Source organism: Algoriphagus winogradskyi, from assembly GCF_900182815.1.
Lineage (GTDB): Bacteria > Bacteroidota > Bacteroidia > Cytophagales > Cyclobacteriaceae > Algoriphagus > Algoriphagus winogradskyi.
In genome coordinates, this window is the sequence record NZ_FXUA01000009.1 from 84,718 (window position 1) to 110,174 (window position 25,457).

Annotated in this window: 22 protein-coding genes; 14 read left to right on the plus strand and 8 right to left on the minus strand. The window is 40.5% G+C overall.

The window, feature by feature from the left end:
* Window positions 1-84: 84 nt before the first annotated feature.
* The 9 genes from aroB (at window position 85) to QOL76_RS19000 (ending at window position 8,590) form a co-directional block, all read left to right on the plus strand.
* Complete coding sequence (gene aroB / locus QOL76_RS18960; RefSeq protein WP_283414535.1) at window positions 85-1,128, plus strand: 3-dehydroquinate synthase; 1,044 nt, start codon at window positions 85-87, stop codon at window positions 1,126-1,128.
* A gap of 11 nt (window positions 1,129-1,139) precedes the next feature.
* Window positions 1,140-2,381, plus strand: a complete 1,242-nt coding sequence (locus QOL76_RS18965; RefSeq protein WP_377919211.1) for a 3-phosphoshikimate 1-carboxyvinyltransferase — start codon at window positions 1,140-1,142, stop codon at window positions 2,379-2,381.
* Between the two features lie 27 nt (window positions 2,382-2,408).
* On the plus strand, window positions 2,409-2,942 hold the full coding sequence (locus QOL76_RS18970) for a GNAT family N-acetyltransferase (protein ID WP_283414536.1): 534 nt from the start codon (window positions 2,409-2,411) through the stop codon (window positions 2,940-2,942).
* Window positions 2,939-3,763 (plus strand): prephenate dehydratase, encoded by an 825-nt coding sequence (locus QOL76_RS18975; RefSeq protein ID WP_283414537.1) that lies wholly within the window; start codon window positions 2,939-2,941, stop codon window positions 3,761-3,763. The genes QOL76_RS18970 and QOL76_RS18975 overlap by 4 nt, the downstream gene beginning before the upstream one ends.
* Complete coding sequence (locus QOL76_RS18980; RefSeq protein ID WP_283414538.1) at window positions 3,763-4,908, plus strand: pyridoxal phosphate-dependent aminotransferase; 1,146 nt, start codon at window positions 3,763-3,765, stop codon at window positions 4,906-4,908. Before QOL76_RS18975 ends, QOL76_RS18980 begins: the two co-directional genes overlap by 1 nt.
* Window positions 4,909-5,056: 148 nt before the next feature.
* Window positions 5,057-5,905, plus strand: coding sequence for a prephenate dehydrogenase (locus QOL76_RS18985; protein ID WP_283414539.1), 849 nt, complete (start codon window positions 5,057-5,059; stop codon window positions 5,903-5,905).
* A gap of 187 nt (window positions 5,906-6,092) precedes the next feature.
* Window positions 6,093-7,064, plus strand: coding sequence for a Kelch repeat-containing protein (locus QOL76_RS18990; protein ID WP_283414540.1), 972 nt, complete (start codon window positions 6,093-6,095; stop codon window positions 7,062-7,064).
* A 166-nt stretch (window positions 7,065-7,230) separates the two neighbouring features.
* Entirely contained in the window at window positions 7,231-7,932 is a 702-nt protein-coding gene (locus tag QOL76_RS18995) for an SIMPL domain-containing protein (protein WP_283414541.1), read from the plus strand.
* Window positions 7,933-8,008: 76 nt separating this feature from the next.
* Window positions 8,009-8,590: an O-methyltransferase gene (locus QOL76_RS19000; RefSeq protein WP_283414542.1), complete on the plus strand. Its 582-nt coding sequence runs from the start codon at window positions 8,009-8,011 to the stop codon at window positions 8,588-8,590.
* 223 nt (window positions 8,591-8,813) lie between these two features.
* Here the strand turns inward: QOL76_RS19000 and QOL76_RS19005 are convergent, their stop codons facing one another.
* Window positions 8,814-9,380, minus strand: a complete 567-nt coding sequence (locus QOL76_RS19005; protein WP_283414543.1) for a Pycsar system effector family protein — start codon at window positions 9,378-9,380, stop codon at window positions 8,814-8,816.
* Window positions 9,381-9,551: 171 nt separating this feature from the next.
* On the opposite strand from QOL76_RS19005, the gene QOL76_RS19010 reads away from it, so the two are divergent.
* Entirely contained in the window at window positions 9,552-12,080 is a 2,529-nt protein-coding gene (locus QOL76_RS19010; RefSeq protein ID WP_283414544.1) for a phosphocholine-specific phospholipase C, read from the plus strand.
* 595 nt (window positions 12,081-12,675) lie between these two features.
* Here QOL76_RS19010 and QOL76_RS19015 read toward each other — a convergent pair.
* Window positions 12,676-14,850 carry a B12-binding domain-containing radical SAM protein gene (locus QOL76_RS19015; RefSeq protein WP_283414545.1) on the minus strand — a complete coding sequence of 725 codons (2,175 nt, stop codon included), beginning with the start codon at window positions 14,848-14,850 and terminating at the stop codon, window positions 12,676-12,678.
* A 264-nt stretch (window positions 14,851-15,114) separates the two neighbouring features.
* Between QOL76_RS19015 and QOL76_RS19020 the strand changes: the two genes are divergently transcribed.
* From QOL76_RS19020 to QOL76_RS19035, 4 genes are all read left to right on the plus strand, one after another.
* Complete coding sequence (locus QOL76_RS19020) at window positions 15,115-16,002, plus strand: dienelactone hydrolase family protein (RefSeq protein WP_283414546.1); 888 nt, start codon at window positions 15,115-15,117, stop codon at window positions 16,000-16,002.
* A gap of 252 nt (window positions 16,003-16,254) precedes the next feature.
* On the plus strand, window positions 16,255-17,262 hold the full coding sequence (locus QOL76_RS19025) for a putative phage abortive infection protein (protein WP_283414547.1): 1,008 nt from the start codon (window positions 16,255-16,257) through the stop codon (window positions 17,260-17,262).
* 102 nt (window positions 17,263-17,364) lie between these two features.
* Window positions 17,365-18,141 (plus strand): hypothetical protein, encoded by a 777-nt coding sequence (locus QOL76_RS19030; RefSeq protein ID WP_283414548.1) that lies wholly within the window; start codon window positions 17,365-17,367, stop codon window positions 18,139-18,141.
* Window positions 18,142-18,535: 394 nt separating this feature from the next.
* Complete coding sequence (locus tag QOL76_RS19035; RefSeq protein WP_283414549.1) at window positions 18,536-19,318, plus strand: NYN domain-containing protein; 783 nt, start codon at window positions 18,536-18,538, stop codon at window positions 19,316-19,318.
* A 235-nt stretch (window positions 19,319-19,553) separates the two neighbouring features.
* Here the strand turns inward: QOL76_RS19035 and QOL76_RS19040 are convergent, their stop codons facing one another.
* The 6 genes from QOL76_RS19040 to QOL76_RS19065 all read right to left on the minus strand — a co-directional run bounded on the left by QOL76_RS19040 (window position 19,554) and on the right by QOL76_RS19065 (window position 25,454).
* A complete protein-coding gene (locus QOL76_RS19040; RefSeq protein ID WP_283414550.1) occupies window positions 19,554-20,717 on the minus strand; it encodes a DUF4221 family protein in 1,164 nt (387 codons plus the stop codon).
* A 4-nt stretch (window positions 20,718-20,721) separates the two neighbouring features.
* Window positions 20,722-21,852, minus strand: coding sequence for a hypothetical protein (locus tag QOL76_RS19045; protein ID WP_283414551.1), 1,131 nt, complete (start codon window positions 21,850-21,852; stop codon window positions 20,722-20,724).
* Between the two features lie 50 nt (window positions 21,853-21,902).
* Window positions 21,903-22,784 (minus strand): formate/nitrite transporter family protein, encoded by an 882-nt coding sequence (locus QOL76_RS19050; protein WP_283414552.1) that lies wholly within the window; start codon window positions 22,782-22,784, stop codon window positions 21,903-21,905.
* A gap of 112 nt (window positions 22,785-22,896) precedes the next feature.
* The gene (locus tag QOL76_RS19055; RefSeq protein WP_283414553.1) at window positions 22,897-23,919 is read right to left on the minus strand and encodes a hypothetical protein; all 1,023 of its coding nucleotides are present in this window, start codon (window positions 23,917-23,919) and stop codon (window positions 22,897-22,899) included.
* Between the two features lie 138 nt (window positions 23,920-24,057).
* The gene (locus QOL76_RS19060; protein WP_283414554.1) at window positions 24,058-24,726 is read right to left on the minus strand and encodes a 3-keto-disaccharide hydrolase; all 669 of its coding nucleotides are present in this window, start codon (window positions 24,724-24,726) and stop codon (window positions 24,058-24,060) included.
* A gap of 332 nt (window positions 24,727-25,058) precedes the next feature.
* Window positions 25,059-25,454 (minus strand): group III truncated hemoglobin, encoded by a 396-nt coding sequence (locus tag QOL76_RS19065; RefSeq protein WP_283414555.1) that lies wholly within the window; start codon window positions 25,452-25,454, stop codon window positions 25,059-25,061.
* Window positions 25,455-25,457: the final 3 nt, after the last annotated feature.

Consider the following 25,457-nt stretch of genomic DNA (forward strand, 5'->3'; position numbering starts at 1 on the left):
ATCACTGAGCTTTTAGTAAATCTGAGGGGAATATTTCTCCTCAGATTTTTACTCTAATTTTAAGTTCAGTAAAATTTCTTCTTCGTGAACTCAATTATCTTTTCTGAAAATGCATCTGTCGATTTGACTGCCGTACTCGGTGAGATCAAATTTTCAAGTCTTTTTATTCTGACAGATGAAAACACCAAGGAGCATTGCCTACCCTTGGTTGAAGAAGTTTTTCCTTCCAACACCACTTTTTATACGATTGATTCTGGCGAAAAAAACAAAACCATCGCTACCTGTATGAATATCTGGGCTGCGATGACCGAAGCGCAGCTTGATAGAAAAGCTCTTTTCATCAATATAGGAGGCGGCGTTTTGGGCGATATGGGTGGCTTTTGCGCCAGCATATACAAAAGAGGAATCCGTTTTATCAACATGCCTACTACCCTACTTTCCCAAGTAGATGCTAGTGTTGGCGGAAAATTAGGAGTGGATTTCGAAGGATTGAAAAATCACTTGGGCGTATTCAATGAACCAGAAACGGTCATTGTAGCATCCGAATTTTTAAAAACTTTACCCCAGCACGAATTAAGATCTGGCTTTGCTGAGATTATCAAGCACGGTTTGATTCGGGATAAAAAATATTTCGAAAGCTTGGATTTTGAACACTGGGAAAAATCCTACTGGACTCCCTTGATCCATCATTCTGTGGAGATCAAAAAAGCCGTGGTCAAAGAAGATCCTAAAGAAGCAGGCTTGCGCAAAATCTTGAATTTTGGGCATACAATTGGACATGCTTTTGAAACGTACTTTTTGGATGGACCTAGACATTTATTACACGGAGAAGCCATAGCAGTTGGAATGATTTGCGAAGCATGGCTTTCACACAAGAAATTAAACCTTTCGATGGCAGAAGTGGAGCAAATCCAGGCTGCCTTTTTGAAAGTTTATGGCAAAATAGAAATCCTGGAAACTGACCTGCCTGCGGTCCTTGATTTCTGCCTGCAAGACAAGAAAAATGAAGGCAAAGAACTGATGTTTTCTTTACTCCGTTCGATCGGCGATTGCACTTATAATATTCCAATCACACGGGAAGAAATCCGGGAAGCAATCCATTATTACCAAAATTTACCTCAGACCTAATTACCAATATTTTGACTACTGAAACCAAGGAAACGATTCATCTGGCTCAGAAAACAGATTTTTCGGCTACACATATCCCACTTCCGTCTTCGAAAAGTGAATCAAATAGAGTTCTTATAATTGATGCGCTGACAGAAGGCAAAAACGAACTCAGCAATCTCGCCGAGGCTCGTGATACGCAGACTATGATCTCCTTGCTGGAGAAAAACCCACCAGTTTTTGATGTCTTGGACGCAGGAACGACAATGCGATTTTTGACAGCTTATGCTGCCATCACCAATCAAAACAAAGTCATGACTGGAACTCCACGAATGTGTGAGCGTCCAATCGGGATTTTGGTAGATGCGCTACGAACTTTAGGAGCTGAAATTCATTATTTAGGTGTGGAAGGATACCCACCTATGGCAATTCATGGACTTTCTGAGCAGAAGAGCAATCAAGTAAAAATACGAGGGGATGTTTCCAGTCAATACATTTCTGCCATTCTCATGATCGCGCCTTTATTGCCTCAAGGCTTGGAACTCGAATTGGAAGGAAAGGTAGGATCGCGTTCTTACATTGAAATGACCTTGGATTCCATGTCTCAATTTGGGATCAGCTATGAATGGGTAGAAAATAAAATATCCGTTGCACATCAAGCATATCAACCAACCACGTTCGCAGTAGAAAGCGACTGGTCAGGCGCTGGATACTGGTTCAGCTTATTAGCCTGTGCTGATTCCGGAGAGCTTTTTCTTTCTGGCTTGAAAGAAAATAGTCTTCAAGGAGACTCTGCCGTGGTGGAAATCATGGGGCAACTAGGCGTGAAAAGCACTTTTAAGGATGGTGGCGTCTTATTGGAAAAACAAGCAGTGAAAGGGTTAAGACATTGGGATTTCACACATTGCCCAGACTTAGCGCAAACTATCGCTGTGACATGCGCGATTCTAGGACAAAACGCGACGTTCACAGGATTGGAAAGTTTGAAAATCAAAGAAACAGATAGAATCTACGCTTTGCAGCAAGAGCTGGCGAAGTTCAATGCTGACTTGAAGGAAATCGAACCGGAAGTTTATCAGGTGATTCCTTCAGTGACCATGCCTCCTGAAGTGAAAATACATACTTACGATGACCACAGGATGGCTATGGCTTTTATGCCTTTGATCACCAAGACGCGCGTAAGTATTGAAGATCCATCCGTGGTGGATAAATCTTATCCAAGTTTCTGGAAACACTGCCAGCTTGCAGGAATATCCATCGTCAGCCAATCATAAGGAGATTCTAAGCTCTGTAAAATCATTGTGGGAAATCATAAAATTTTTGAAACTGAAAGACTTCTGCTCGTTCCTATATCGGTAGAGGATGCAGAATTCATCTATGAGCTTTTCAACCTGCCCACATTCATCGAAAACATAGGAGAAAGAAATATCAAATCTGTGGACATGGCAAAGGAGTATATTTTAAATAATATGCTTCCTCAACTGGAAAAACTCGGTTATTCTACTTACACAATTGTCACCAAAAATAATCATACGAAAGTTGGAACATGTGGCTTGTACGATAGAGATGGATTAGAAGGCATAGATATTGGGTATGCGCTGTTGACAAAATTTGAAAAAAGAGGATATGCTTTTGAAGCCGCTGAAAAATTAAAAACACTTGCATTCACTGAATTTGGTCTTGAAAGACTGAGTGCTGTTACTTCTAAAAATAATTTGGTTTCACAAAAGCTATTGGAAAAACTGGGTTTGACTTTGACTGGAACGACCAAATTACCAACTAGTGAAGAGGAGTTATTTTTGTTTGAAATAAAAAAAGAGTCTTTAGTAAAATGAATAAACTTAAAATAGCCATTCAAGGAGTTCCTGGCTCTTTTCATCATCAAGTTGCTCTGCGCAATTTCGGTGAAGACATAGAAATCCTAGATTTCACCACCTTCGAACCGGTAGCAAGAGCTGTAGCAAATGGCGATGCAGACTTTGCCGTGATGGCAATTGAGAACTCCATTGCCGGTGCGATTTTGCCAAATTATGATCTAATAGATCGCTATGGCCTGAGCATTCGAGACGAATATTACCTTCCTATTGGGCATCAATTTATGGCTCTTCCTGGCCAAACTATTCAGGATATTTCGGAAGTTCGCTCCCACCCTATGGCTCTTTTGCAGTGCAAGGCCTTTTTTGCGCAGCATCCACATATCGCACTTAAAGAAGATACCGATACGGCTTCTGTAGCAAGAGATATAGCTGCCGGAAACTGGAAGGGAGTAGCTGCAATTGCTTCGAGTATTGCTGCTGAGATCTATGGAATGGAAATTATTGCGCCGGATATTCAGACGGTTAAAAGCAATTTTACCCGCTTTATTATCCTTCAAAAAGAATCAGTCGAAGCTGTTGAAGCTGTAAACAAAGCATCAATTAAAGTCACCATTCAAAATCAAAAAGGTGGGCTGGCAAAATTGCTAACCTTGATTTCTGAGAAAGGAATTGATCTAAGTAAGATCCAGTCGATTCCTGTAATTGAAAAACCTTGGGAATATGCATTTTTCATCGATCTGGTTTTTGAAGATCATAGCGTCTTCACTCAGACAATTGAAGAAATTCGAGCTAGCTTTGGTGAAGTGAAAATTTTTGGGGAATACCTAAGTAGAAAATAATGAAGGGCTTTGCAGATCGAGTGAGTAGTGTAGAGGAATATTACTTTTCCTCCAAACTACGTGAGGTGAATCAGATGATTGCTGATGGAAAACCTATCATTAACCTAGGAATTGGAAGCCCTGATTTGGCTCCTGACAAACTTGTGATAGATGCGCTGAAAAGCACAGCCGAAAATTCCCAAGCTCATGGTTACCAAAATTATCAGGGAATCCCGCAGCTCAGAACTTCCATTGCCTCCTTTTATTCAAGAGAGTATGGTGTCACCTTGGACCCTAACAAAGAAATTCTCCCTATGATGGGATCCAAAGAAGGAATCATGCATTTAAGCATGACTTTTTTGAATCCAGGAGATGAGGTATTGATACCAAACCCAGGCTATCCTACTTATACTTCAGTGAGTAATTTGGTTGGTGCACAACCGAAATATTATGGGATTGACCTGACAAGGGCAGGTAGACCAAATCTGGAAGAGCTGGAAAGTCAAGACCTTAGTAAGGTAAAAATCATGTGGATAAACTATCCTCATATGCCAACTGGCGCACCTGGAAACAAAGCTATTTTACAGGAGTTGGTAGCTTTTGCCAAAAAGCATCAAATCGTCTTGCTTCATGACAATCCTTACAGTCACATTTTGACGAAGGAGCCAATCAGTATTTTATCAATCCCTGAAGCTAAGGATGTTGCAATGGAATTGAATTCACTAAGTAAGGCTTTCAATATGCCAGGCTGGCGAGTCGGAATGCTTGCAGGTCGGGAAGACTGGATAGCAAAAGTCTTGAAGGTGAAAAGCAACATGGATTCCGGGATGTTTCTGGGAATTCAGAAAGGAGCAATAGCCGCTTTGAATTTAGGGGAAAGTTGGTTTTCTGATATTGAAAGCACTTACCAAAGCCGCAGAAAATTGGTGTGGAAACTTGCAGACAAGCTTAATCTGACCTACGACACCAAAGCAGCAGGACTATTCGTCTGGTGCCAAGTGCCGGAAGGAAAGACGGCAGATCAGGTGGTTGACGAGTTACTTTATGAGAAAAACATATTCATAACTCCCGGAAAAATCTTTGGATCAGCCGGAGAAGGCTACGTTCGCTTTTCGCTATGTATGCCTGAGTTCAAGATTTTGGAAGCAATAAACAGGATTAAGTAATATCTTAACCGCATTTTTATTATTGGCTTAAATTTCTTTGGTTCATGGGCTGGAAGACCGAAGACAGGAGACAGAAGAGGCCTCAATACCAGAATTAAGCATATAATTAAGCTTTGAGAAAAGCAGAAAAAAATTAAAAAATAGACACATGAAAAAAATACATATTATCGGCTTAGGACTTCTGGGAGGCTCTTTTTCCTTGGCGGCAAAGGACAAATTTCCGGAGATTTTCATCACAGGAACTGATGCTGATGAGAAGAATTTGCAGGATGCATTGAATCTTGGAATTATCCAGGAAGCTAAAGATACTCCTGCTGCTGATACTGACATCGTTATTTTAGCAACTCCAGCAGATACCTTGGGAGATCTTCTACTCAAAACTCTGGATCAGGTCGGTGAAAACACTCTGGTTTTTGATGTGGGATCTACGAAAGCTAAACTTTGTGCCATGGTGGCTCAACACCCAAAAAGAAAGCAATACCTCGCCGCTCACCCGATTGCCGGTACGGAGTATTCGGGACCAAAAGCAGCTTTTGGGGATTTGCTAGATCGCAAAGTCATGATCATCTGTGAGCTGGAACAAACTGACCTAAGTCTGAAAGAGAAAGCTTATGAGCTATTTGATGCTCTGAATCTAAAATTGAGATTTATGGATCCAGAGGAGCATGACCGCCACTTGGCTTTTGTGTCTCACCTTTCGCATATTTCTTCTTTTATGCTGGGCAAAACTGTCTTGCAGAAAATGGCAGATGAGAAAAACATCTTCGATATGGCGGGTTCTGGCTTTGCCTCCACAGTTCGACTAGCGAAGTCAAGTCCAGCAATGTGGTCACCTATTTTCACTGAGAACAAAGACAATATCTTATCTGCACTGGATGGATACATCTCCAATTTGAGCGCTTTCCGCGAAAAAATTGCCGCAAGCGACGGGCAAGGACTGTCTAATGATATGACTGAAATCAATAAAATTGGAGATATTCTGGATTTGGAGAAGTAAATCGATTTCGGGGTTCCGATGTATGATTTCGGATTTTAATCAACGCCATTTGAAAGTTCAAGTGGCGTTTTTTTTAACTATGAGTACGCTGAGTTTTTCCTGGAGGGTGCAAGAAAGTTGATCACCGGACTATTATAATAACCATTCCAAATTCAGTAATTTGAACTCCATAAAACGACCCAATCCTATGAAATCCTTTTTCACGCTAGCATTTCTCCTTATTGCTGTATCAGCATTTTCTCAGTCCAAGGATCACTGGACGACTATAGAAACAGAAAACTTCCCCCTTCCAAGGCATGAAAATTCCTTTGTAGAGAACAATGGTAAATTTTATCTTTTAGGCGGACGTGGGATAAAACCTATTGAAGAATACGATCCGAAAACTAACATGTGGAAGACAATGGCAATGGCTCCTATGGAATTCCATCATTTTCAAGCCATCTCATTCAAAAATGAAATCTACGTGATTGGAGCCTTAACAGGTGGATATCCTCACGAAACGCCATTGACCCATTTTCTGATTTTCAATCCAAAAACAAATGAATGGCGACAGGGAGCCGAAATTCCTGAAGATAGGAGAAGAGGCTCAGTTGGAGTAACAGTTCGTGGTGATAAAATCTACCTGGTATGCGGTATCGTCGATGGACATTATGCCGACTTTGTTCCGTGGTTTGACGAGTATGATACCAAAACAGGCCAATGGACAGTTCTTCCGGATGCACCAAGACCCAGAGATCATTTTGGGGCTGTATTGGTAGAGGATAAAATCTATGCAGCTGGCGGGAGAACTTCTCACGCCGAAATTGGAAAAGTGCTGGATTTGGTAATTCCCGAGGTTGATTTCTTTGATTTCAAAACTAATTCCTGGAATACAGTAGAGGCAGGTTTGCCTACCCCAAGAGGAGGCACTTCATCCATTGGAAATGGAAAATATTTACTGGTGATGAATGGTGAAAGTACAGTGCAAGAATCCTCTCATGCAGAGGTTGAAGTTCTCGATACTCGAACTGGCGAATGGTCAAGCCTTCCTGATTTGAATCGAGGGCGACATGGCACTGGAGTGATCTACTACAAAGGCAAGCTCTATGTGGCAGCTGGAAGTGCCAAACGCGGTGGAGGCCCAGAGCTGAACACCATGGAAGCACTGGACTGGAAGTAGGAATCTCTTATTTCGGAATTTTTAATTAGGAAGTTGGCAACGTTGAAAATGATAAGTGAAGATTGAGTTTTGAATTCCCATTCCCTTAATTTCCCTTAATTGACACTTTGATTTATAAAACTGGCTTCCATTTTGAATACATGTAGTCGTAACTAACCAAACTGATATGAAAAATTACTTAACCATACTATTCGCCTTACTCTTAGCCGTTCCAGTTTTTGCGCAAGACGATATGACTATTCCTTTGATCGAAGTGGAAGGGTTTAGCGAAAAAAAGATCGCACCTGACGAAGCGACTTTCCAAATTAATCTGGAAGAAAAAGCAATGAAAGTTACCGATGCCGTTGCAGTGATCAATAAGAAAACGCAATTACTCGCTGACGCCTTGAAAAAAGCTAAAATCAAGGATTATAAATTAATTGCAGACAATTATTCTGTAGATGTGAATCGAATCTATCGAAGTGGTGTACAACGGGATTCAGGCTATGTAGCACGTCAAGCTTTACGGGTGGTGACTAACAGCAAAAATGAAGATTTGCAGAAAATTGTAGAGTCTATCCAAGGAGCTGGAGACATGAGCTTTAATCTTCATTTTCAGATCTCAGAAGCTACTCAAAAGTCTCTAGAAGACGAATTGCTTGCTGCAGCATTGAGAAATGCAGAAAGCCGTGCACAACTCATCGCCCAGACATTGGGAATCAAATCCATCCGAGTACACAGAGTCTCATTGGATTCTCACCCAATTCCTGTGGCCTATGCTAAAATGGAAATGATGCGAACCAATGCAGATGGAGCTCCTGCACCTCCATTGTTAAATCCTGATGAGCAAAGTCTTCAAAAGAGGGTATATGTGAAATATACTTACTAAATTTAAATCCGCGAAAGCGGATTTTTACGTTACTTTTTGGGTCTTCGAACTCTACCAACTTTAAAATTTTTATTAGATGAATCTTTCAGCAATTGTTAATAGACCTAGAGCACATGCTACTATTGAAGCAAAATGTCAAGAAATAGGCTTTGATAAACCTTCCGATATTTACATAGGGACACTACTGAAATCACTAGTAGCGAGCAAACCTTGCGGAAATTTCCTTGAACTTGGGACTGGAATTGGGCTTTCGCTTTCTTGGATGACCGATGGTATGGACGATTGTGGAAATATCATATCCATAGACACTGATCCGCAACTCACAGAAATAGTGAGCCATTTTTTCATGCTAGATCCAAGAGTAGATATCCTATGTCAAGACGGCTCAGAATGGATCAATAACTATTCAGGAGATAAATTTGATTTGATTTTTGCTGATGCATGGCCAGGAAAATTCAGCGATTTGGACAAGGTGCTGGAATTGGTGAAAATAGGTGGCATCTACATTATCGATGATATGAATGAGCAACCAAATTGGCCTGATGGCCATGCCCAAAAAGTAAAAAAGCTAGTATCAACTCTAGAAGCACGAGAAGATTTTTGTATGACCAAAATGGACTGGTCTACGGGAATTATTTTGATGACAAAATTGAAATAAGCCCCATTCATTGCTCAATAGCAAATACCACTTTTACAAAACATCTTAATATTACTTTCCTTATTCTTAAAATCTGGATTCTTGCATTTGCGCAAGCATAAACTATCACATGAGAACCTTAAATGATTAGGGGAAATGTGGAGGGGATTCGTTAAAGCTTTGCGTGAAAAACGGGCGTTACTAGTTACTTACGTGAATGCGATATGGTGCGCTTTCGAGTATATTACAAAGCGATTAAGTAAATAAAAAACGTGATCACTCCTATCGCCAAACCAATGATAAAAACAGTGTAAGCATGCGCCAAAAGCTTATATTTTCTATTTAAAACCTTTCCTTGATAGTATAAGGAAATAGCCATCTGCTCTTGAACTTGTTTTTTGCATGGTAAGATTTCGTCCAGTTCTGTGAGGTATTCCTGAAGGGTAAAGTTGGAACTAACTCCAAAAAACATCATGCTGGACTTCACTTCCTCTTCATTATTTTTTCTCTTACCCAGAAATTTGGGTCTAGCTGCCTGCACCGCCAAGATAGTAGACACCAAGCAAGTAGTAATCAAAACCATAATTGGTATCAAAGTAACTGTCCTTTCGTAATCAAATTGATGGGATAGCGTACCGTAGCCTATAATCGCAACTACTGAGGAAATCACCAGCGCATTGATGCTGATTACAATATTGGCTTTATTGTCTGCGATCTGAAGCAGGTTACAATTATTCATGAAAGTCACACGGAAAAAAGTCTGAGTTGCTCTTTCTGTTTTATCTTTTTTAGGCTCCAAAATTTCTTCCATTTCAATAAAATTGTTCGTCCTGAATTTACAAAATAATTTACCGATCCGAGGTAAGTCTTTGAAAGAGTTCAAATTAGCCATTTCCTCTCAAATTCATAACAAAAAGGAAATCATTGATTACTTATCGGAAATGGAAAAAGTCCCTATACTTATCCTTCAAATCAATAAGAAATGAACGATTCAAGAAGAGAATTTTTAAAGAAAGCTGCCTTGGTAACAGGCGGAGCAAGTATATGGAGCTCGATGCCTATGGCTGTGCAACGCGCAATGGCTATTCAAGCAGCGCCAGGAACAACTTTTTACGATGCCGAACACGTGGTGATGCTGATGCAAGAAAACAGGTCTTTTGATCACTGCTTTGGCACCATGAAAGGTGTGCGCGGATTCAATGACCCCCGAGCTATTTCTCTTCCTGACCAAAACCCAGTCTGGCTTCAGCCTGATAAAGAAGGAAATCGCTTTGCGCCTTTTCGCTTTGACATCAAAGACACAAATGCAACCTGGATGGGCGGCACTCCTCACTCTTGGGAAAATCAAGTAGATGCCAGAAATGACGGAAAATATAACAATTGGATAGAGGCTAAAAGACCTGGTAAAAAACATTATAATATCCCACTGACAATGGGGTTCTATAGTCGTGAAGATTTGCCTTTCTATTATGCACTTGCAGATGCTTTCACCGTCTGTGATCAGCACTTTTGCGCAGCTCTAACTGGAACTACTACGAATAGGAGCTATTTCTGGACAGGAAAAACACATGGAGAAGATGGGGAAAAAGCAAAAGTGCGAAATGGGGAATTGACCTATGGGAAAGAAGGGAATTGGAAGACATTCCCTGAGCGATTGGAGGAAAATGACATCTCTTGGAAGGTCTACCAAAATGAATTAAGTATCACCACAGAATTGGAAGGTGAAGACGAGTCACTTCTGGCGAATTTCACAGACAACAACTTAGAGTGGTTTTCACAGTTCAATACAGGTTTTCATCCCGCACATTACCTCTTTCTCCAGGCAAGAGAAAAGGCCCTTCCTGCCGAAATCGCAGCACTCAAGGTAAAACTGGCAAGTAACCCAACCAATCTCGAGGAGCTTCAAAAAGAATTGAAAGAAAAGCAAGATGGCTTGGCTTACCTGAATATCTACTTGAAAAAGTGGAATGCTACTGAGTTTGAAAAACTCTCAGAGCGCTCTAAAAACCTGCATAAAAAGGCCTTTCAGACAAATACTGGCGACCCTGATTATCATAAAACGGAAAAACTTTCTTACCAAGAGAATGGAGAAGATCGCGAGACGCTAATCCCAAAAGGAGATATTTTGCATCAATTCCGAAAAGACGTAAAAGAAGGAACACTTCCTACTGTCTCTTGGATGGTCGCTCCGCAAAAATTCTCTGATCACCCTAGCGCGCCATGGTATGGAGCTTGGTATGCTTCGGAAATCATGAACATACTCACCGAGGATCCTGAGGTATGGAAAAAGACGATCTTCATCATCAATTACGATGAAAATGACGGGTATTTCGATCACATCCCTCCTTTTGTCCCACCAAATCCACATTCTCCTAATGGGAAAATGTCTGAAGGACTTTCCAGCATTGGAGAATATGTGACAGCCGAGGAAGAAATCCGCGACGGGTTTAAACCTGAAAATGCGAGAACCAGCCCAGTTGGGCTTGGATATAGAGTACCGTTAATCATCGCATCCCCTTGGTCTCGCGGTGGCTGGGTCAACTCTGAAGTTTGCGACATCACTTCTACCCTACAGTTTCTGGAAACTTTCCTCTCGAAAAAGACAGGAAAAAAGATAGAAGAGACGAATATCAGCTCTTGGAGAAGAACAGTAAGCGGAGATTTGACTTCGGCTTTCCGACCTTACAATGGGGAGAAGATAAAACATGCTGATCCTATAGACCAAGAAGAGTTCGTGAAGCAGATCTACAATGCGAAATTCAAGAACATTCCCACCAACTTTAAAAAGCTAACTCCAGAGGAGGTTAAGAAAGAAGCTCAGAACCAAGCGAATTCTACTGTTTTCGCGGCACAGGAACCAGGCACTAAGCCTTCCAATGGCTTGAAGTACGATTTACATGCAGATGGAAAAGTTAGCAAAGACGGCAAGAAATTCATCATCACATTTACTGCATCCCAAGAGGTTTTTGGTGATAAGGCATTAGGTTCGGCTTTCAACGTCTATGCACCTGGCAACTATTGGAATCAGGACACGAAAGAGTTTGAGCCGGTGAAAACTTGGGCATTTGCCGTGAAGTCTGGGGATAGCATTAGCTACGAGTGGCCAGTTTCCGAATTCGAAAATGGCCTATATCACCTTCGTGTCTATGGGCCAAATGGTTTCTACAGGGAATTCAAAGGCTCAAATCCTTCGCAGAAAGTAGAATTGAGCGCTAAACCAGTTTTCAAAAACAATAAAGCTACCGAAGAGCTAGAACTGACAATTAATAATACTTCGGCTTCCAATCTAACACTATTTGTAAAGGACGAGATTTACCTAAAGTTCAGGAAGGAAATTAAGCTGCCTGCTGGTAAGAAAACTAGTCTCAAAGTCGATACAAAAAAGCACAAAGGATGGTATCAGATCACCCTTGCGGATAAAGAAAATAAGGATCTGAAATTTACCTACGCCGGAAGGTTGGAAACCGGAAAAGACAGCATTTCAGATCCTCATATGGGAAAAGTGGTTTAAAGTTGGTGGTGGAGTATACTCTTAGCTACACTGCCCTAGTAGCATAAAGATGATCACAAATACCAAGATGGTTCCTAGGCAACCTCCGCCTAGTTTGTAAGCTCCGTAGCCTGCGATTAGTCCTTTGAAAAGATTGTTCATGAAGGGGAAAGTTTAGTAGTTAAAATGATTGCTATGGCAACAATTCACAAGTTGTGCCATAGCAATTTTTTGTTTCAAAACATCTATACAACCTTCCCTACTATGCCAATCATGCACTTCCTGATAGCTTTCCGTTTTTTCTTTGGGTAAGATATTCCCGTTTTGAGACAAGATCCATTTCCCGAATTGGGAAAATGAAAAATTTCTTGAATGGACTCTGTTAATACAGATCGTGCCGTTGGCAATCTTGGGTGACTTTCACTTATTCTTTCCCCAAAATTCGCTTCGCTGTATTCGGGGCTACTACAGATTGTACCGTTAGCACAAAAAAATACGTTGATAATGCCACTTGCCAAACCCAAGGCCGTAAAAGCCCAGAATACAATTCTGGGTTAAAGAAATGAAACCAATGATACTGCTAGAGTGCCAACGGCACGATCAGTAATCAAAGCTATTAAAACACCAACAATCCTTGCTCTCTCAGGATTTCCCAGACTTCGGATTCCAGCATTTCTTCAAAGTCTCCAAATTGAGATTCATAGCTTTCCCGAATTGGCTTGAGAGTATTGAGTTTTTGATCATAACCAACGGTACTTAGCAAATCAGCAACCCACCGTCCCAAGTCCAGCGGGATCTCCATGGCGAAATCTTCCTTTTTCCCTGAAAAAATCAACTCGGAAAGATCATCTTCCTCGAAAATCTGCAACTCGGGTTGAGCCCCTATCCAAAGAATTCTGTTTCGATCTTTATATTCTGGAGCTGGCTCGTTATTGATTTCTTGAGCTATGTAATTCTTAGAAATAGTAGTTTTGGGTACTTTGGTCTCAAACCAATCCTGAAGCGGCACATCGAAACAGACTCCATGCATGTAATTGAAAAGTGATTTGCGCAAGCCCTCACCGAAAATTTCATGATCAGCACCCGTAGGATCATCATGAGGCAGGTCATTATTTGCAAAAGTACCTGCTGTAGGCATGAGATTAATAGCTCCAAAAGACTTTGGATCCAGACCAACTGGACTATGTGCAGTCATGGCGAAACGATGCCAGAAACCGGATTGGATCACTCCAGCCTGAATCAGCTGTCGCACCATTTCCAGAGAATCAATTGTTTCCTGAGCCGTCTGGGTAGGAAAACCATACATCAAATACGCATGAACCATGATTCCTGCTTGGGTAAAATGGTTGGTTACCTGGGCGACCTGAGAGACGGTCACACCCTTTTTGATCATTTTCAGCAAGCGATCAGAAGCGACTTCCAAACCTCCAGAAACCGCAATACATCCAGAAGCTCTGAAGAGACGACAAAGGTCTGCCGTAAAACTGCTTTCAAAACGGATATTTGTCCACCAAACCACAGAGAGTTCTCTGCGAAGAATCTCTATCGCCAGATCCCGCATCAAAGCAGGTGGTGCCGCTTCATCTACAAAGTGGAACCCATTTTCGCCCGTCTGAGCGATAATCTCCTCTATGCGATCACACAAAATGGAAGCCGTGATCGGCTCATATCTCCCAATGTAATCCAGTGACACGTCGCAAAAAGTGCATTTTCCCCAGTAGCAGCCGTGCGCCAGGGTCATCTTATTCCAACGACCATCCGACCATAGTCTATGCATGGGATTAGCCACTTCGATCACGGATAAGTAATCCCGAATCAGCAAATCGCTGTAATCCGGCGTACCCACTTCACGTTGGGCTACATCTTTTACCCTGTGATTATTGCAAAAAGTCACTTGACCGTCAATTCGGGTAAAGGTTCGCTTCAGCTCAGCAACAGGTATCTTCCCATCCAGATGATCGAGCAACAACCGAATCGGCGCTTCTCCATCATCAAGTACAATAAAGTCCATGTAATCAAAAACCCGAGGTTCTTTGAGCGAGCGCAATTCTGTATTTGGATATCCTCCACCCATCCAAAGCACTAAGTTTGGATGCTGCTTTTTCAGGTATTGCCCGCATTTGAAAGCCCCATAAAGATTTCCTGGGAAAGGAACTGAAAAGGCAACAGAAGTAGGCTGGTACTGCTGAATCTTTTGCTCCAATAAATCACAAAGCAACTCATCAATCAAACCGGAAGGCTGATTCAGTGCTTCCTGCATCTCATCAAAAGTATTGGCTGACATGCCCAATCGCTCAGCGTATCGGCTGAAGCCGAAATGCGGATCGATCTGCTCAGAAATCAAATCACCGATATCTTCCAAATAAAGAGTCGCGAAATACCGGGCTTTATCCCGAATCCCCAGCGTACCAAAAGCCCATTCCAAATCATCCAATTGCTCGAATCTACTGGCCTCAGGCAAGTAATCTCCCTCAGCTATTCTATAAGCCAGCGTAGGATTTCTATCCTGTAGGAAAGCAATCACAGGATCTATGGTTTGCAGGTAATTTGCCTTCAGGCGCAGGATTCTAGCCACATTATCAGACAATTCCGGCTCATCAGCTTCTATCTCCTGGAAGATTCTATTCAATCCAGCCTTTGAAAAAAGCTGCAAGATCACCTCAATTCCCAAATCCACCTGATTAGAAGCCACACCGATTTGATTGAGGTATCCTTTCAGATAAGCCGTCGCTGGGTACGGTGTGTTCAACTGAGTAAAAGGCGGGGTGATGAATAGAACTTTTGAAGCCAAGGGAATAGTCAATGATTTGTGCGTGCAAGTTCGGAAGAATAGTATGAAATCTAAAGTATGAAGTTTGAAGGCTGAAAGGTGAGAAAGGGGAAAGGTTGAAAGGTTGAAAGGTGGATGGTCGAAGGGTTAAAGGGTTTTCTATATCTAATTTCTAATGTCTTGATTCTCGATTCTCGATTCTTGGCTCTTGATTCTTGGTTCTTAATACTTGATACTTTGTACTTATTTCATGTAAATTACACTACAACCCATAACACCAAAACAATGAAGGAATTAAAAAAAGAAGACATAGACCAAGGCGTATTTGACCTATACGATGCATACGCACACAACAAACTGGAGCGTAGGCAATTCATAGAAAAACTATCCGCCTATGCCGTAGGAGGCGTAACGGTTGCTGCGCTTATGAGTGCGATGATGCCAAACTATGAAGACACTCGTACCATCAAAGCAGATGATCCTCGCTTGGAATCAAACTACATCACCTACGATTCTCCAAAAGGAGGAGGCAAGATCAAAGGATTGCTTTCTACTCCTGCAGGAATGAATGGTAAAGTGCCTGGAGTGGTGGTTGTGCATGAGAACCGAGGCCTGAATCCATACATAGAAGATGTGGGAAGAAGAACTGCTGTAGCGGGTTTTATTTCTTTGGCGCCGGATGCGCTCACCCCACTGGGTGGCTATCCAGGCAATGACGATGAAGGACGTGCAATGCAAAGCAAACGAGACCGGGATGAAATGCTGGAGGACTTTATCGCTGCATATGAGTATTTGAAAGCGCACCCTGACTGCAATGGCAAGATCGGTGTGGTAGGATTCTGCTTCGGAGGCTGGATCTCCAATATGATGGCGGTTCGCATTCCAACCTTGAATGCTGCTGTTCCTTTCTACGGAGGTCAGCCATCAGCAGAGGAGGCCGCAAAAATCAAAGCTCCACTCATGCTACAATTTGCAGGACTGGACGAGCGGGTAAATGCCGGCTGGCCAGCGTATGAAAAAGCATTGAATGAAAATAATGTGGAAAATCAAGCTTTCATCTATCCAGATGTAAATCACGGATTCCACAATAACACCACGCCTCGCTACGATGAAGCGGCTGCGACATTGGCTTGGGAAAGGACGATTGGGTTTTTTAAGGAGAAGTTGGGGTAAGGAAATCTAATAGATATTAAATGAGAGTGCTGAGAGGCGCTCTTTTTTTTGAGGAATAAAATAAATAATGACTAGTAAGATAACCCCGGTCTGTGTCCTCACAGACCGGACCTTGGCAACTGTCCAGAGAAAATATTCAGACAACTTTTGACCTTCCTAAAACTAAAGTTTGGAGGAGAAGGGAAGAGAAGGTATTTTGAGAAGGATTGTTTTAATTTGAAAATCCTCACTTTTAATATACATCACCTTACTATGAAGTCTGAGATATATTTAGAAAAAGAAATTAACAAGGCTGCCACAAAAATTGAAGGGAGGCAAGAGAAAATTGAGAAAGATTTAGAAATATTAGCTGCAAAGATCGGGACTTACACCACTTGGGCTTGGGTTTTTGTATGGGCAGGAATATTTATAGGAGTTTTTTCAATCATAGTTTATTTATGTACAAACACTGAAAAAGGATTTGGGCTAAATTTATTAGGAGACTTCATGGCAGGAACAGTTTCTTCTATTTGGTCGCTAGCAGGATTATTTTTCATCTATGTCGCCTTTTTAGGCCAAAAGCAACAATTACTGAATCAACAGTTAGAAATAATGTATAGCCAACTTGAAGTCAAATACACACGACTTGAACTTGCCGGGCAAAAAAAAGAAATGAAGCAACAAAACGAAACCTTAAAGTTGCAGAAATTTGAAAACACTTTTTTCAATCTACTTTCATTACATCATCAAATCGTTGAGGGAATTGATGAAATAGAAGCAAAAATTACTTCTGGAACCACCAGACAACCCTGGGGAAGATCTGCATCTCATTCAGATAAAAGCACATATCAACATGTAACAATTAAAGGCAGAGACGTATTTAAAAAATGGTTCATTGAACTGTCGGGTATTATAGAACAACAACCAGATAAAGGTTACCTTGATCATTACTTGGACATATACAGTATCATACAAACTGATTTTGGCCATTATTTTCGCAACCTATACCGAATCATTAAATTCATTGATGAGGCAAATTTTAACAGCGAACCTACAGAAGATTTTAACATTAAATATTCTTACACATCGATGGTGAGAGCTCAGTTATCTGATTTTGAACTACTATTCCTTTTTTACAATTGTCTAAGTGTAAATGGGATTGAAAAATTCAAGCCTCTTGTTGAAAAATATTGTTTGTTCAAAAACTTACCACAAGAAAAACTCCATGATCCACTCTTAATTGAATTATATAAATCGAGTGCTTTTAGACAAAACCAATAAATATTCAATAAAATACACTTAACTAAACACCCCCAGAACAACAACCACACTAAGATATCATATAATCACTTAATAAAACTTTATTCTCTTTAAATTCTCTTAATGGATATTTCTCAATTTTTATACAATTTCGCATCCATATTAATTTCACTGTTAATACTCTATATATTCAAAGGATTTTTACCAAAATATTTCGAAGCTAAAGGAGCTAACCAAGCAACCAAAGAGGATATTGGTGAAATAACAAGTATCGTTGAAAATGTTAAATATGATTTATTAGAGCAAATGGAATTATTAAAAGCTAAAACTTCTTTTAGAAATGAGCATATACTTAATTTAAAAAATGCTGAACGTGATGCAATTTTCAGCTTCAACAAACATATTTCGGCGTGGATATATTTTCTAATTCGATTCAAATTCTCACAATACAATCTTAACAACTACAAAGATTTAAAATTGGTGTTTGGAGAATTATCAAGAAGACAATACGAATGTGATTTAGCCGAGGCACACCTTACCCTTTTTATACACGATAAAGAATTTGTAAATTTAAAATATAATCTAATCATATCAATAATTAATCACGAGAGAATTATTGAAAATTCTATTAATGAGATATTTTTCCTTTTTTCAAAATGCGACTTAGAATTGGAGCATGAAACAGATAGCCATGAGTGTTCCATAATTAGAGGAAATTTAAATAAGAAACTACTACAGCTCATCGAGGCAAGCCGAGTTAATAGTCTTGAGAAATATAAGGAGGTTAATAAGTTTTATGTTCAAATGACTGAGTTAATTAATAAAAGACTTAAACAATTAGAAGATGATGAAATTAACATCCATAAATCCTCATCAAGCGAAGCTCAAACCTTGACCTAAATGCAATTCCGTACAACAACCGGAAGTAACTCCCTCTCGAACATAGACCAAACCCTTAAAGTAAGAGAAGTTCTCCACTTAGCGAAGTCAAAGCATTCGATTAGGTGAGTTAGTAACTACACTTTAAATTTTTCTAGAATTTGTAATTCAAATCCATTGTCAAGTGGTTTGCGAGACACAATCCACGCCGACAGAGGTTCAACACACAGCCCAATCGCTCCGCCGTTGTTCGTGTCATCCCTAACAACATCAATACAGTCTCTCTATCCTTCCGGAATCATAAGACAAGGAAAAATACTGCTAATCACACCTCTCTTTCCTAATGTTTCCTTTCCAATTTCCAACCTCGGCGTACTAATTGCTACCTTAAGGGCAATAACTTATATTTTTATACATGAATAACAACAAATTCAACATCGCAGTCCTCATAGACGGGGATAATGCACAAGCAAAATTGATTAAGGAAATTCTCGAAGAGGTTTCCAAATACGGCAAGGCCACCATCCGTAGAATTTACGGGGACTGGACCACACCACATATGAACAGCTGGAAGGAAATGATTAACCTTCATTCTTTCAGTCCTATCCAGAAATTCTCCTACACCACCGGCAAAAACTCTACGGATAGCTCCATGATCATCGATGCGATGGACATCCTGCACAGCGGCAGTGTGGATGGGTTTTGCATCGTTTCCTCGGATTCAGATTACACAGGTTTGGCTAAAAGAATCCGTGAAGAAGGCATGTTTGTGATGGGAATTGGACGCAGGATTACTCCAAAAGCCTTTGTGCAGTCTTGCGAAATTTTCACCTATGCAGAAAACCTTTTGCCTGCGGAAAAGCCAAAATCAACTGCTAAAAAAGCAGAGAAATCACAAACCTCCACCACGCGCAAGAATGTGGTCGTGAACGAGGAAATCAAAAAAGAACTACCTGAGAAAGAAACCGCGGAACTGGATCTAAGCATCATTGACAAGGCATTTGAAATCTCTTCGGATGAAGAAGAGGAAATCCACATTGCCAAGATCGGGGCATCGTTGAGAAAAATCGACCCCAGTTTTGACCCCAGATCCTATGGCTTCCGTAACCTCACAGAGTTATTCAAGAATTTGGACAAATATGTAGTAGTAAAAAACTTAGTGAATGGATTGAACTATCCGCTGGTGAAGTTGAAGTAGAAAAGCCTGAAGACCGAAGACAGGAGACCGAAGTATCGTCAATTTTAGTGTTAACCATTTCCTATTTAGCTTACTTTTTTTTTGGTCAAAAAGACGCAAGCATTAAAGATTTAGCTAAGCGTTTTGAAGGAGGCTACTTCTGTCTTCGGTCTCCTGTCTACCAGCTTTTCCTCCGGACATCAAGCATCATACATCTAGCACCGGCCATCCGGCATCGGGCACCAAACATCCTACCTCACTCCACTTCCTTCAGTTTAAACACCTCAAAACTCATCAGATCTTCTTCATTTGCTGGGTTGTCTGGATGAGAGATTGAGATTAAAAGTCCATCCTTGCTCACGAAGGAATTTGCAGGGAAGTAGGTATTATCTGGCATCAGCGTTTCGCCTAACACATTTAAATCTTTATCTAAAATCATCACGGAAAACTTCCGTGGAAATCTTCTGAGTTGATTGATTTCCTCTATATTTTGGACTTCTATTTTTGGAAAGACAAAGCGGTAAAAAACTCCTCTATATTCATCATATAATAGGCGCTCGTAGCGATCTGAGGCGTATAAGAACTTTTGAGTTGCTATTCTATTTGTTACGTCAGAAAGAGTTTCGAAGCCGGCAGTCAAGAATTGACTTTTTGCTTGAACAGTGTCCTTAGGATTCCCTTTCAAATCAGAGACATACAACTTATGATCAGATATGAAGGAATAGACAAGTTTATCGCCCGCTCTAGCCATACTAAAATCCAATTGCTTTACACCTTCTGAAAGATAATCTTCTGGATACCTCATTGCTGAAAGTCTAGCTGCGCCTGATTTAAGATCAATTGAATAGGTTAGTTTTTTATCAATAAGATCCTCCCTCTTCACCTTAGCCAATTCAACTTCAGGCCTTGTTTTTACAAGTAATTGATTACCAGACAAGATTGGATCAGTAATAAAATGTGCATTATGAATGAAAGCTGGACTATGTCCAACAGGTGGCTCATACTTAATTTTGAAGAGAACAGCTCCACTGGTATCGACAAGATGAAGGTTTTTGGATGGAAAGTCAAAAAGAAAAATGCTATCCAAACTCTCTACATGAATGCCCTGAATAAAACCAACTCCCTCCGACCCTTCTACATCGAAGACCATTCTCTTCTCCATTTTTTTGGATTCCAAATCGTAAAGTTGAATCTCGTTATTCGTGTGATTCACATTGAATAACCACAAGTTATTTTCATCCTGAAACGGCACCAAACCTGCGCTTACATTCGAAGTCTGACTATCTATAGGTAGGGAAACCAGCTGTCCATCAGAAACCAATTCCTGAGGAGTTGTGATGTTATCAGACTCTGACCCGCAACTCACCAATAAGCTCAAACTGCCAAAAAGAAGAAATAAAATGAAAGGATTTTTTCTCATGCACCTAATTTAAAAGTTTCAGTTTATAGTAGGTTACAAAATCATCTTCCACTCCAAAATGATCTTGATTTTTTAAAGCTAGAATTTCTCCTTTCTCAGTGATTGCTCGACTAAAAACCAAACCCTCAGGCACTGGAATCCCATTCTGTAAAAGGTTGTTATTATCGTCAAAAACAGCTGCATAACTCTCATTTACCAAAACAACACTAGCATCAGTTTGATTAAGTAGTATCGTCTCCTGGGAGATCCCTTTCGAATAAATCACAACCGTTCTGTCCTTATATCTATACAAATGCTCAATTTTTCCCGGTCGTTGATTACCTATCGAGTAATTCTCTGCCTCTGAAAACGGAACTCCTACTGGTAGGATCGCATCATTCACCTCCATATCGACAGTCCTCTGCAATACTATTTCCTCCCCATCCTCTTTATACACAAAGTATTTTAGCTCATTCATAAAATATAAATACCAGAAATCACCTTGCTTAGATACAGTCGGAAATGGGATGAAATAATAATTACCGTCCGCATAAATAGAAGTTTTAGGGAAATTGATAGTATGGGACATACTCCCTGACAAGCTATCATAAAGCTCCACAATGGGTAATTCATACATGTATTTTACAAGTCCACCCATCGTCCCGCCTTTTAAACTATCAGATCGCTCGGGCCTGAGGTAAGCTAGCTGATTTTTCACTTGATAAAATGCTGGATGGATCTTGTTATTAACAAATATGTATGGGTATGGAAGTGGTAGATTCGATTCAATAATTCCATCATGGGTGAGGAAATGAAAACCATTCCTAGAATCGAAAATCTGTATTTCACCATCTCTATAGGACAGGGAAAAAATACCCTGAATGGAATTAGGCCCTTCTAATGGAATCACAAAACTTGATGTCACTTGGCCTTTTTGATCAAAAATTACTAGCTCTTGATCTACCCTAGTAATACTAATATATTCCTTGGAGATAGAATCATAATCTTGAATCCACAAATTTCCCAAGTAATCAATTCTAATCGAATCGACAATCTCCAAATGAAAATCATTGGCTTTTGTCGAGCTAGTCTGCTCTCTTTGGCCACAAGAAAAATAACACAGCATGACAACTAAGGGAAGTAAAAGTCTTTTCATCCCTGAATATAATTAGCACAAACTAACTACCTAAGTTAATATTCCTTAACTCAGTTCTTTGCTACAATATTGAATACAAAGGCCCTGTACTTCAGCAAGGCTACAAAAGTGGCCCCGCCAAATGCGTTACCAACCAAAGCCGTGCTTTGAAAAGAGAGGTAATCCCAAAAGCTGATATCAGGAGAACTCAGCATACCGGAAAACACTTCTACACTGCCGATAATGCTATGGTGCAACCCTGTAAAAGACATTACTGCGGTGATCACAAAAATCATTACAATCCTACTTATCGTGTCTCTGGAAGAAGCCAGCAACCATGATAGCAAGCCCATCAACCAGCCCGCAAGAATAGCGCTGACGAATACCACCTGCATCTTCACATGCAGTACATGCTTCGCAATCTCCACAACTACGTCCCTGTCAAAAATCCCTAAATGAGGCCCGAGCCACAGGAGAATACCCGACATAATATAACCTCCCACCAGATTACCCGAGATCACCACTCCCCACAGTTTCAGCATACTACCTATACTGCGCTTTTTGTTCAATACAGGAAGGGTAAGAAGTGCCGTCTGCTCAGTGAAAAGTATGCTTTGCCCCAATACCACCAAAATAAAACCAAGCGGATAGACCAATGCGGCAATTCTAATTATGGAAGAGTCCTCCACCTTGCCAATGAGAAAGAAATACAAGGTGCAAAGCATCAAATAACTAAAACCAATCTCCAGCCCGGCAGTGAGCGAACTGGTAAACAAACTTTGGTAGCTTTTGTCATAGGTCTCCAGCGCATCGATAATCTGATCACGCAATATCTCACCATGCGTTTTTAATGAGTCTGCGCTTTTAGACTTTGAGTTTCGCAGTTCTTTATCAATCTCCTTCTGATGCTCTTCAGCAACTTGCTCCTCTGTTTTCTCTTTTTTCCAAGCCATTAAAATCGGTGGTTACTGGTGCTTTTTGTCTTTAATTAATCAGTATAGACTAGCAGAAAATAAAAGCCATTTAATCAATTTTACCTTTCTAGTCATTGATCAACTAGAAAAACTACTCGGAGGTTCTGCAGGCAGATAAAATATTGATTTTAAATAGTCGATCGTCTTTCATCACATCAAAAAACTCTTCCATATAATTAGTCATATTCCTAACCTCCTGATCAGACACCAAATGTGCCAACTGCTGAATATTATCCAAAAGAACCTGCTCTTTGCTCAAAAACTCATCTCTTATAGCATTCATTAGTTCCTCATCCCTACAAAACCCTCTATACAATCTTTGGCTCACATCCTTGATATCAACTAAACTACTGACCTGCGCATAAGGTGGCTTTACCATGCCGGTCATGTCAAAATCGTAGGCCAGGGGAATTGCAGTTTTCGAGTCCAGCTTCAAAATTTTCATGTTATGCTGGTATAGACTCGACCAGTCTGTGTTACCAATCATGTATTGAAATAGATCATGACGAACTGCTGCAGAATCCTCTAAAAAAGTTCCTGCTACTTTCTTATTTTCCAACACCTCAGCATCAAAACGCTCGGCAACCTTATCGTCATCTTCAATCAAAAACGCCAAAAATTGTTCAGTACGAGCCTTTTTATCGTCTTCGTTTTGAAAGTTGATCCGGATCATCCGTGTCTTAAATGTGTATTGACTCACTTCTTCATAGAGTTGGTAGCAGAGATATTCTTTTACTATAAATGTCTCAGCATTATTATTAGTGGCACAAGGAAAAACTATTTTCAAATTCCTGCTGCCATCAAAAATATTCCCTTTTCCTTCTTTCTTATTTAGCCTCATTCTGACTGGGGGATAAAAACAATTTTCCCGACGGAAGTTTCCTCTGACCCTAAGCCCCACACCCAAGGTGTCTTGGGTCCCAGCTGGGGTGGTATAAATTAAAAAAGAATCCAATAGTGTGGAATCATTCGTTTCATTGCGAAGTTTTTTCACTGAAAACTTCATGCTAACCTCTAAGATATCTTCTGAATCAAACAATAACTCTTCCTGCTGTGCGATTGCAGCAAAAGAAATAAAAATGAAACAAGAAATGAGGGACAAAAACTTTTTCATACTCTTAGATTTTAAGCTAAAAAAACAAATTAAACTACATCTATAAGCCTTTTCAAGACTGCATAACTCTTTCTAAGGTATACATTTTCAGGACTTCATACCCACTATTTCTATTGATTAAGGTACTGTCGTGTAAGGTTAAAGCTTTGTCAGCATCACATTTTTAAACTCTACCTCTGCTCCTTCGGCTTGCAGGGCTATTTTACCTCGGGTAGCTGTTGCATTAAAGCCATCATTGACCAAATCACCATTTAGCCACACAGTGACCTTATCGGCATCACAGCGGATTTTGATATGATTCCACTCGCCCAGGGGCTTTTCGGAATCATCGGTGAGGTTTTTTATTCTTCTCAGTTTCTTGCCATTCACACCCCAATTCTCCTTTGGTCCACGTCTGGCTTCCATATCCTCCACTTCTATGTTTTGCTCAATACACCAAAAATCTCCTGCATTACTGTGCATCAGCTGGACTTCAATTGACTTAGGAAACATACCGTAAAGCGCTCGTGGAGTAGATGCATGAACCAGAATTCCGCAATTCCCAGGCTCACCTGCAAAGCGATAATCAAGTTCCAATGTGTAATTTTCATACTCAGCCTCGGAGATCAGGTGTCCCTGAGGAGTACCCAAGCTCACCAACAGACCATCTCTAATAATAAATGGAATGCGTAAAGAACTATCCGCCTGCAGATCCGGAACATCCATATACCAACCAGCTAGACTTTTTCCATCAAAGAGGTTGACGGTTTGACTTTGAGCGAAAAAAGCAATGGAAATAAAAAATAGGGCTAAGGTTATTCTTCTCATGATTTCGGGATAGTGTTAAAGATTCCTTAAGCTAAAAATAATCCACCAATTCTCATGAGATACTTTTTTTAGGCCAATTACAGAGCTGTACCTATAGCACAGCTAATTTTCGGATTAATCCTTTTTCTACCCATAGATTGTCCCCAAAGGCACTTCCGCACATTTTGATTCAAGTTTATTGACTTGGACCTAACGTAATGAAGACCTAAGACGGTCTTGTGGTCATAAGGCCTATATTCACCTACAGCAGCCTGAAGCATGCACTGAAAAAGGCCAAAGTCAGGAAACTTGCACCAAGGCTGTGACTGAAAACTGAGACCGCAAACTGCCCTCTACTTAACTCTCGCTTCCCAAATCCTCATAAAAAGCATGTGCGCCATTCGCCTTGCATGTTCTTTGGCGTAGTTGGCCGTCTCACCTTCGAAGTACCTATCTAAAGTCTGAAACCAGAGTTCCAACCAGTTACCGAAATGTGCCTGCTCTATGCTGTTATTCACTTCGGCATCAACTTGGCGATGAACTTTTACCGGATTGAATTGCCCTGCACCGGGTCCAGTTTGAAGCAAAATCATTTCCCAGAAATCACTTAGGTGCACTAGATGCGTGTCCCAATCTTTAACTACTCCATTGAAAATCGGCCCCAAAGTGTCGTGTTGGCGTATTTGATCATAAAAACGTCTTACCAAAAAATCAACTTCCTTCCTCGATCTTATATCAATCTTATCCATCTT

Bases quoted from the DNA above. Each gene is read 5' to 3' on its own strand.
- QOL76_RS18975 (WP_283414537.1), top strand. From the start codon at position 2,939: ATGAATAAACTTAAAATAGCCATTCAAGGAGTTCCTGGCTCTTTTCAT.
- QOL76_RS19025 (WP_283414547.1), top strand. From the start codon at position 16,255: ATGAAGTCTGAGATATATTTAGAAAAAGAAATTAACAAGGCTGCCACA.
- QOL76_RS19065 (WP_283414555.1), bottom strand. From the start codon at position 25,454: ATGGATAAGATTGATATAAGATCGAGGAAGGAAGTTGATTTTTTGGTA.
- QOL76_RS18995 (WP_283414541.1), top strand. From the start codon at position 7,231: ATGAAAAATTACTTAACCATACTATTCGCCTTACTCTTAGCCGTTCCA.
- QOL76_RS19005 (WP_283414543.1), bottom strand. From the start codon at position 9,380: ATGGAAGAAATTTTGGAGCCTAAAAAAGATAAAACAGAAAGAGCAACT.
- QOL76_RS19000 (WP_283414542.1), top strand. From the start codon at position 8,009: ATGAATCTTTCAGCAATTGTTAATAGACCTAGAGCACATGCTACTATT.
- QOL76_RS18985 (WP_283414539.1), top strand. From the start codon at position 5,057: ATGAAAAAAATACATATTATCGGCTTAGGACTTCTGGGAGGCTCTTTT.
- QOL76_RS19055 (WP_283414553.1), bottom strand. From the start codon at position 23,919: ATGAAAAAGTTTTTGTCCCTCATTTCTTGTTTCATTTTTATTTCTTTT.
- QOL76_RS19035 (WP_283414549.1), top strand. From the start codon at position 18,536: ATGAATAACAACAAATTCAACATCGCAGTCCTCATAGACGGGGATAAT.
- QOL76_RS19010 (WP_283414544.1), top strand. From the start codon at position 9,552: ATGAACGATTCAAGAAGAGAATTTTTAAAGAAAGCTGCCTTGGTAACA.
- QOL76_RS19050 (WP_283414552.1), bottom strand. From the start codon at position 22,784: ATGGCTTGGAAAAAAGAGAAAACAGAGGAGCAAGTTGCTGAAGAGCAT.
- QOL76_RS19045 (WP_283414551.1), bottom strand. From the start codon at position 21,852: ATGAAAAGACTTTTACTTCCCTTAGTTGTCATGCTGTGTTATTTTTCT.
- QOL76_RS19040 (WP_283414550.1), bottom strand. From the start codon at position 20,717: ATGAGAAAAAATCCTTTCATTTTATTTCTTCTTTTTGGCAGTTTGAGC.
- QOL76_RS18990 (WP_283414540.1), top strand. From the start codon at position 6,093: ATGAAATCCTTTTTCACGCTAGCATTTCTCCTTATTGCTGTATCAGCA.
- QOL76_RS19030 (WP_283414548.1), top strand. From the start codon at position 17,365: ATGGATATTTCTCAATTTTTATACAATTTCGCATCCATATTAATTTCA.
- QOL76_RS18980 (WP_283414538.1), top strand. From the start codon at position 3,763: ATGAAGGGCTTTGCAGATCGAGTGAGTAGTGTAGAGGAATATTACTTT.
- QOL76_RS19060 (WP_283414554.1), bottom strand. From the start codon at position 24,726: ATGAGAAGAATAACCTTAGCCCTATTTTTTATTTCCATTGCTTTTTTC.
- QOL76_RS19020 (WP_283414546.1), top strand. From the start codon at position 15,115: ATGAAGGAATTAAAAAAAGAAGACATAGACCAAGGCGTATTTGACCTA.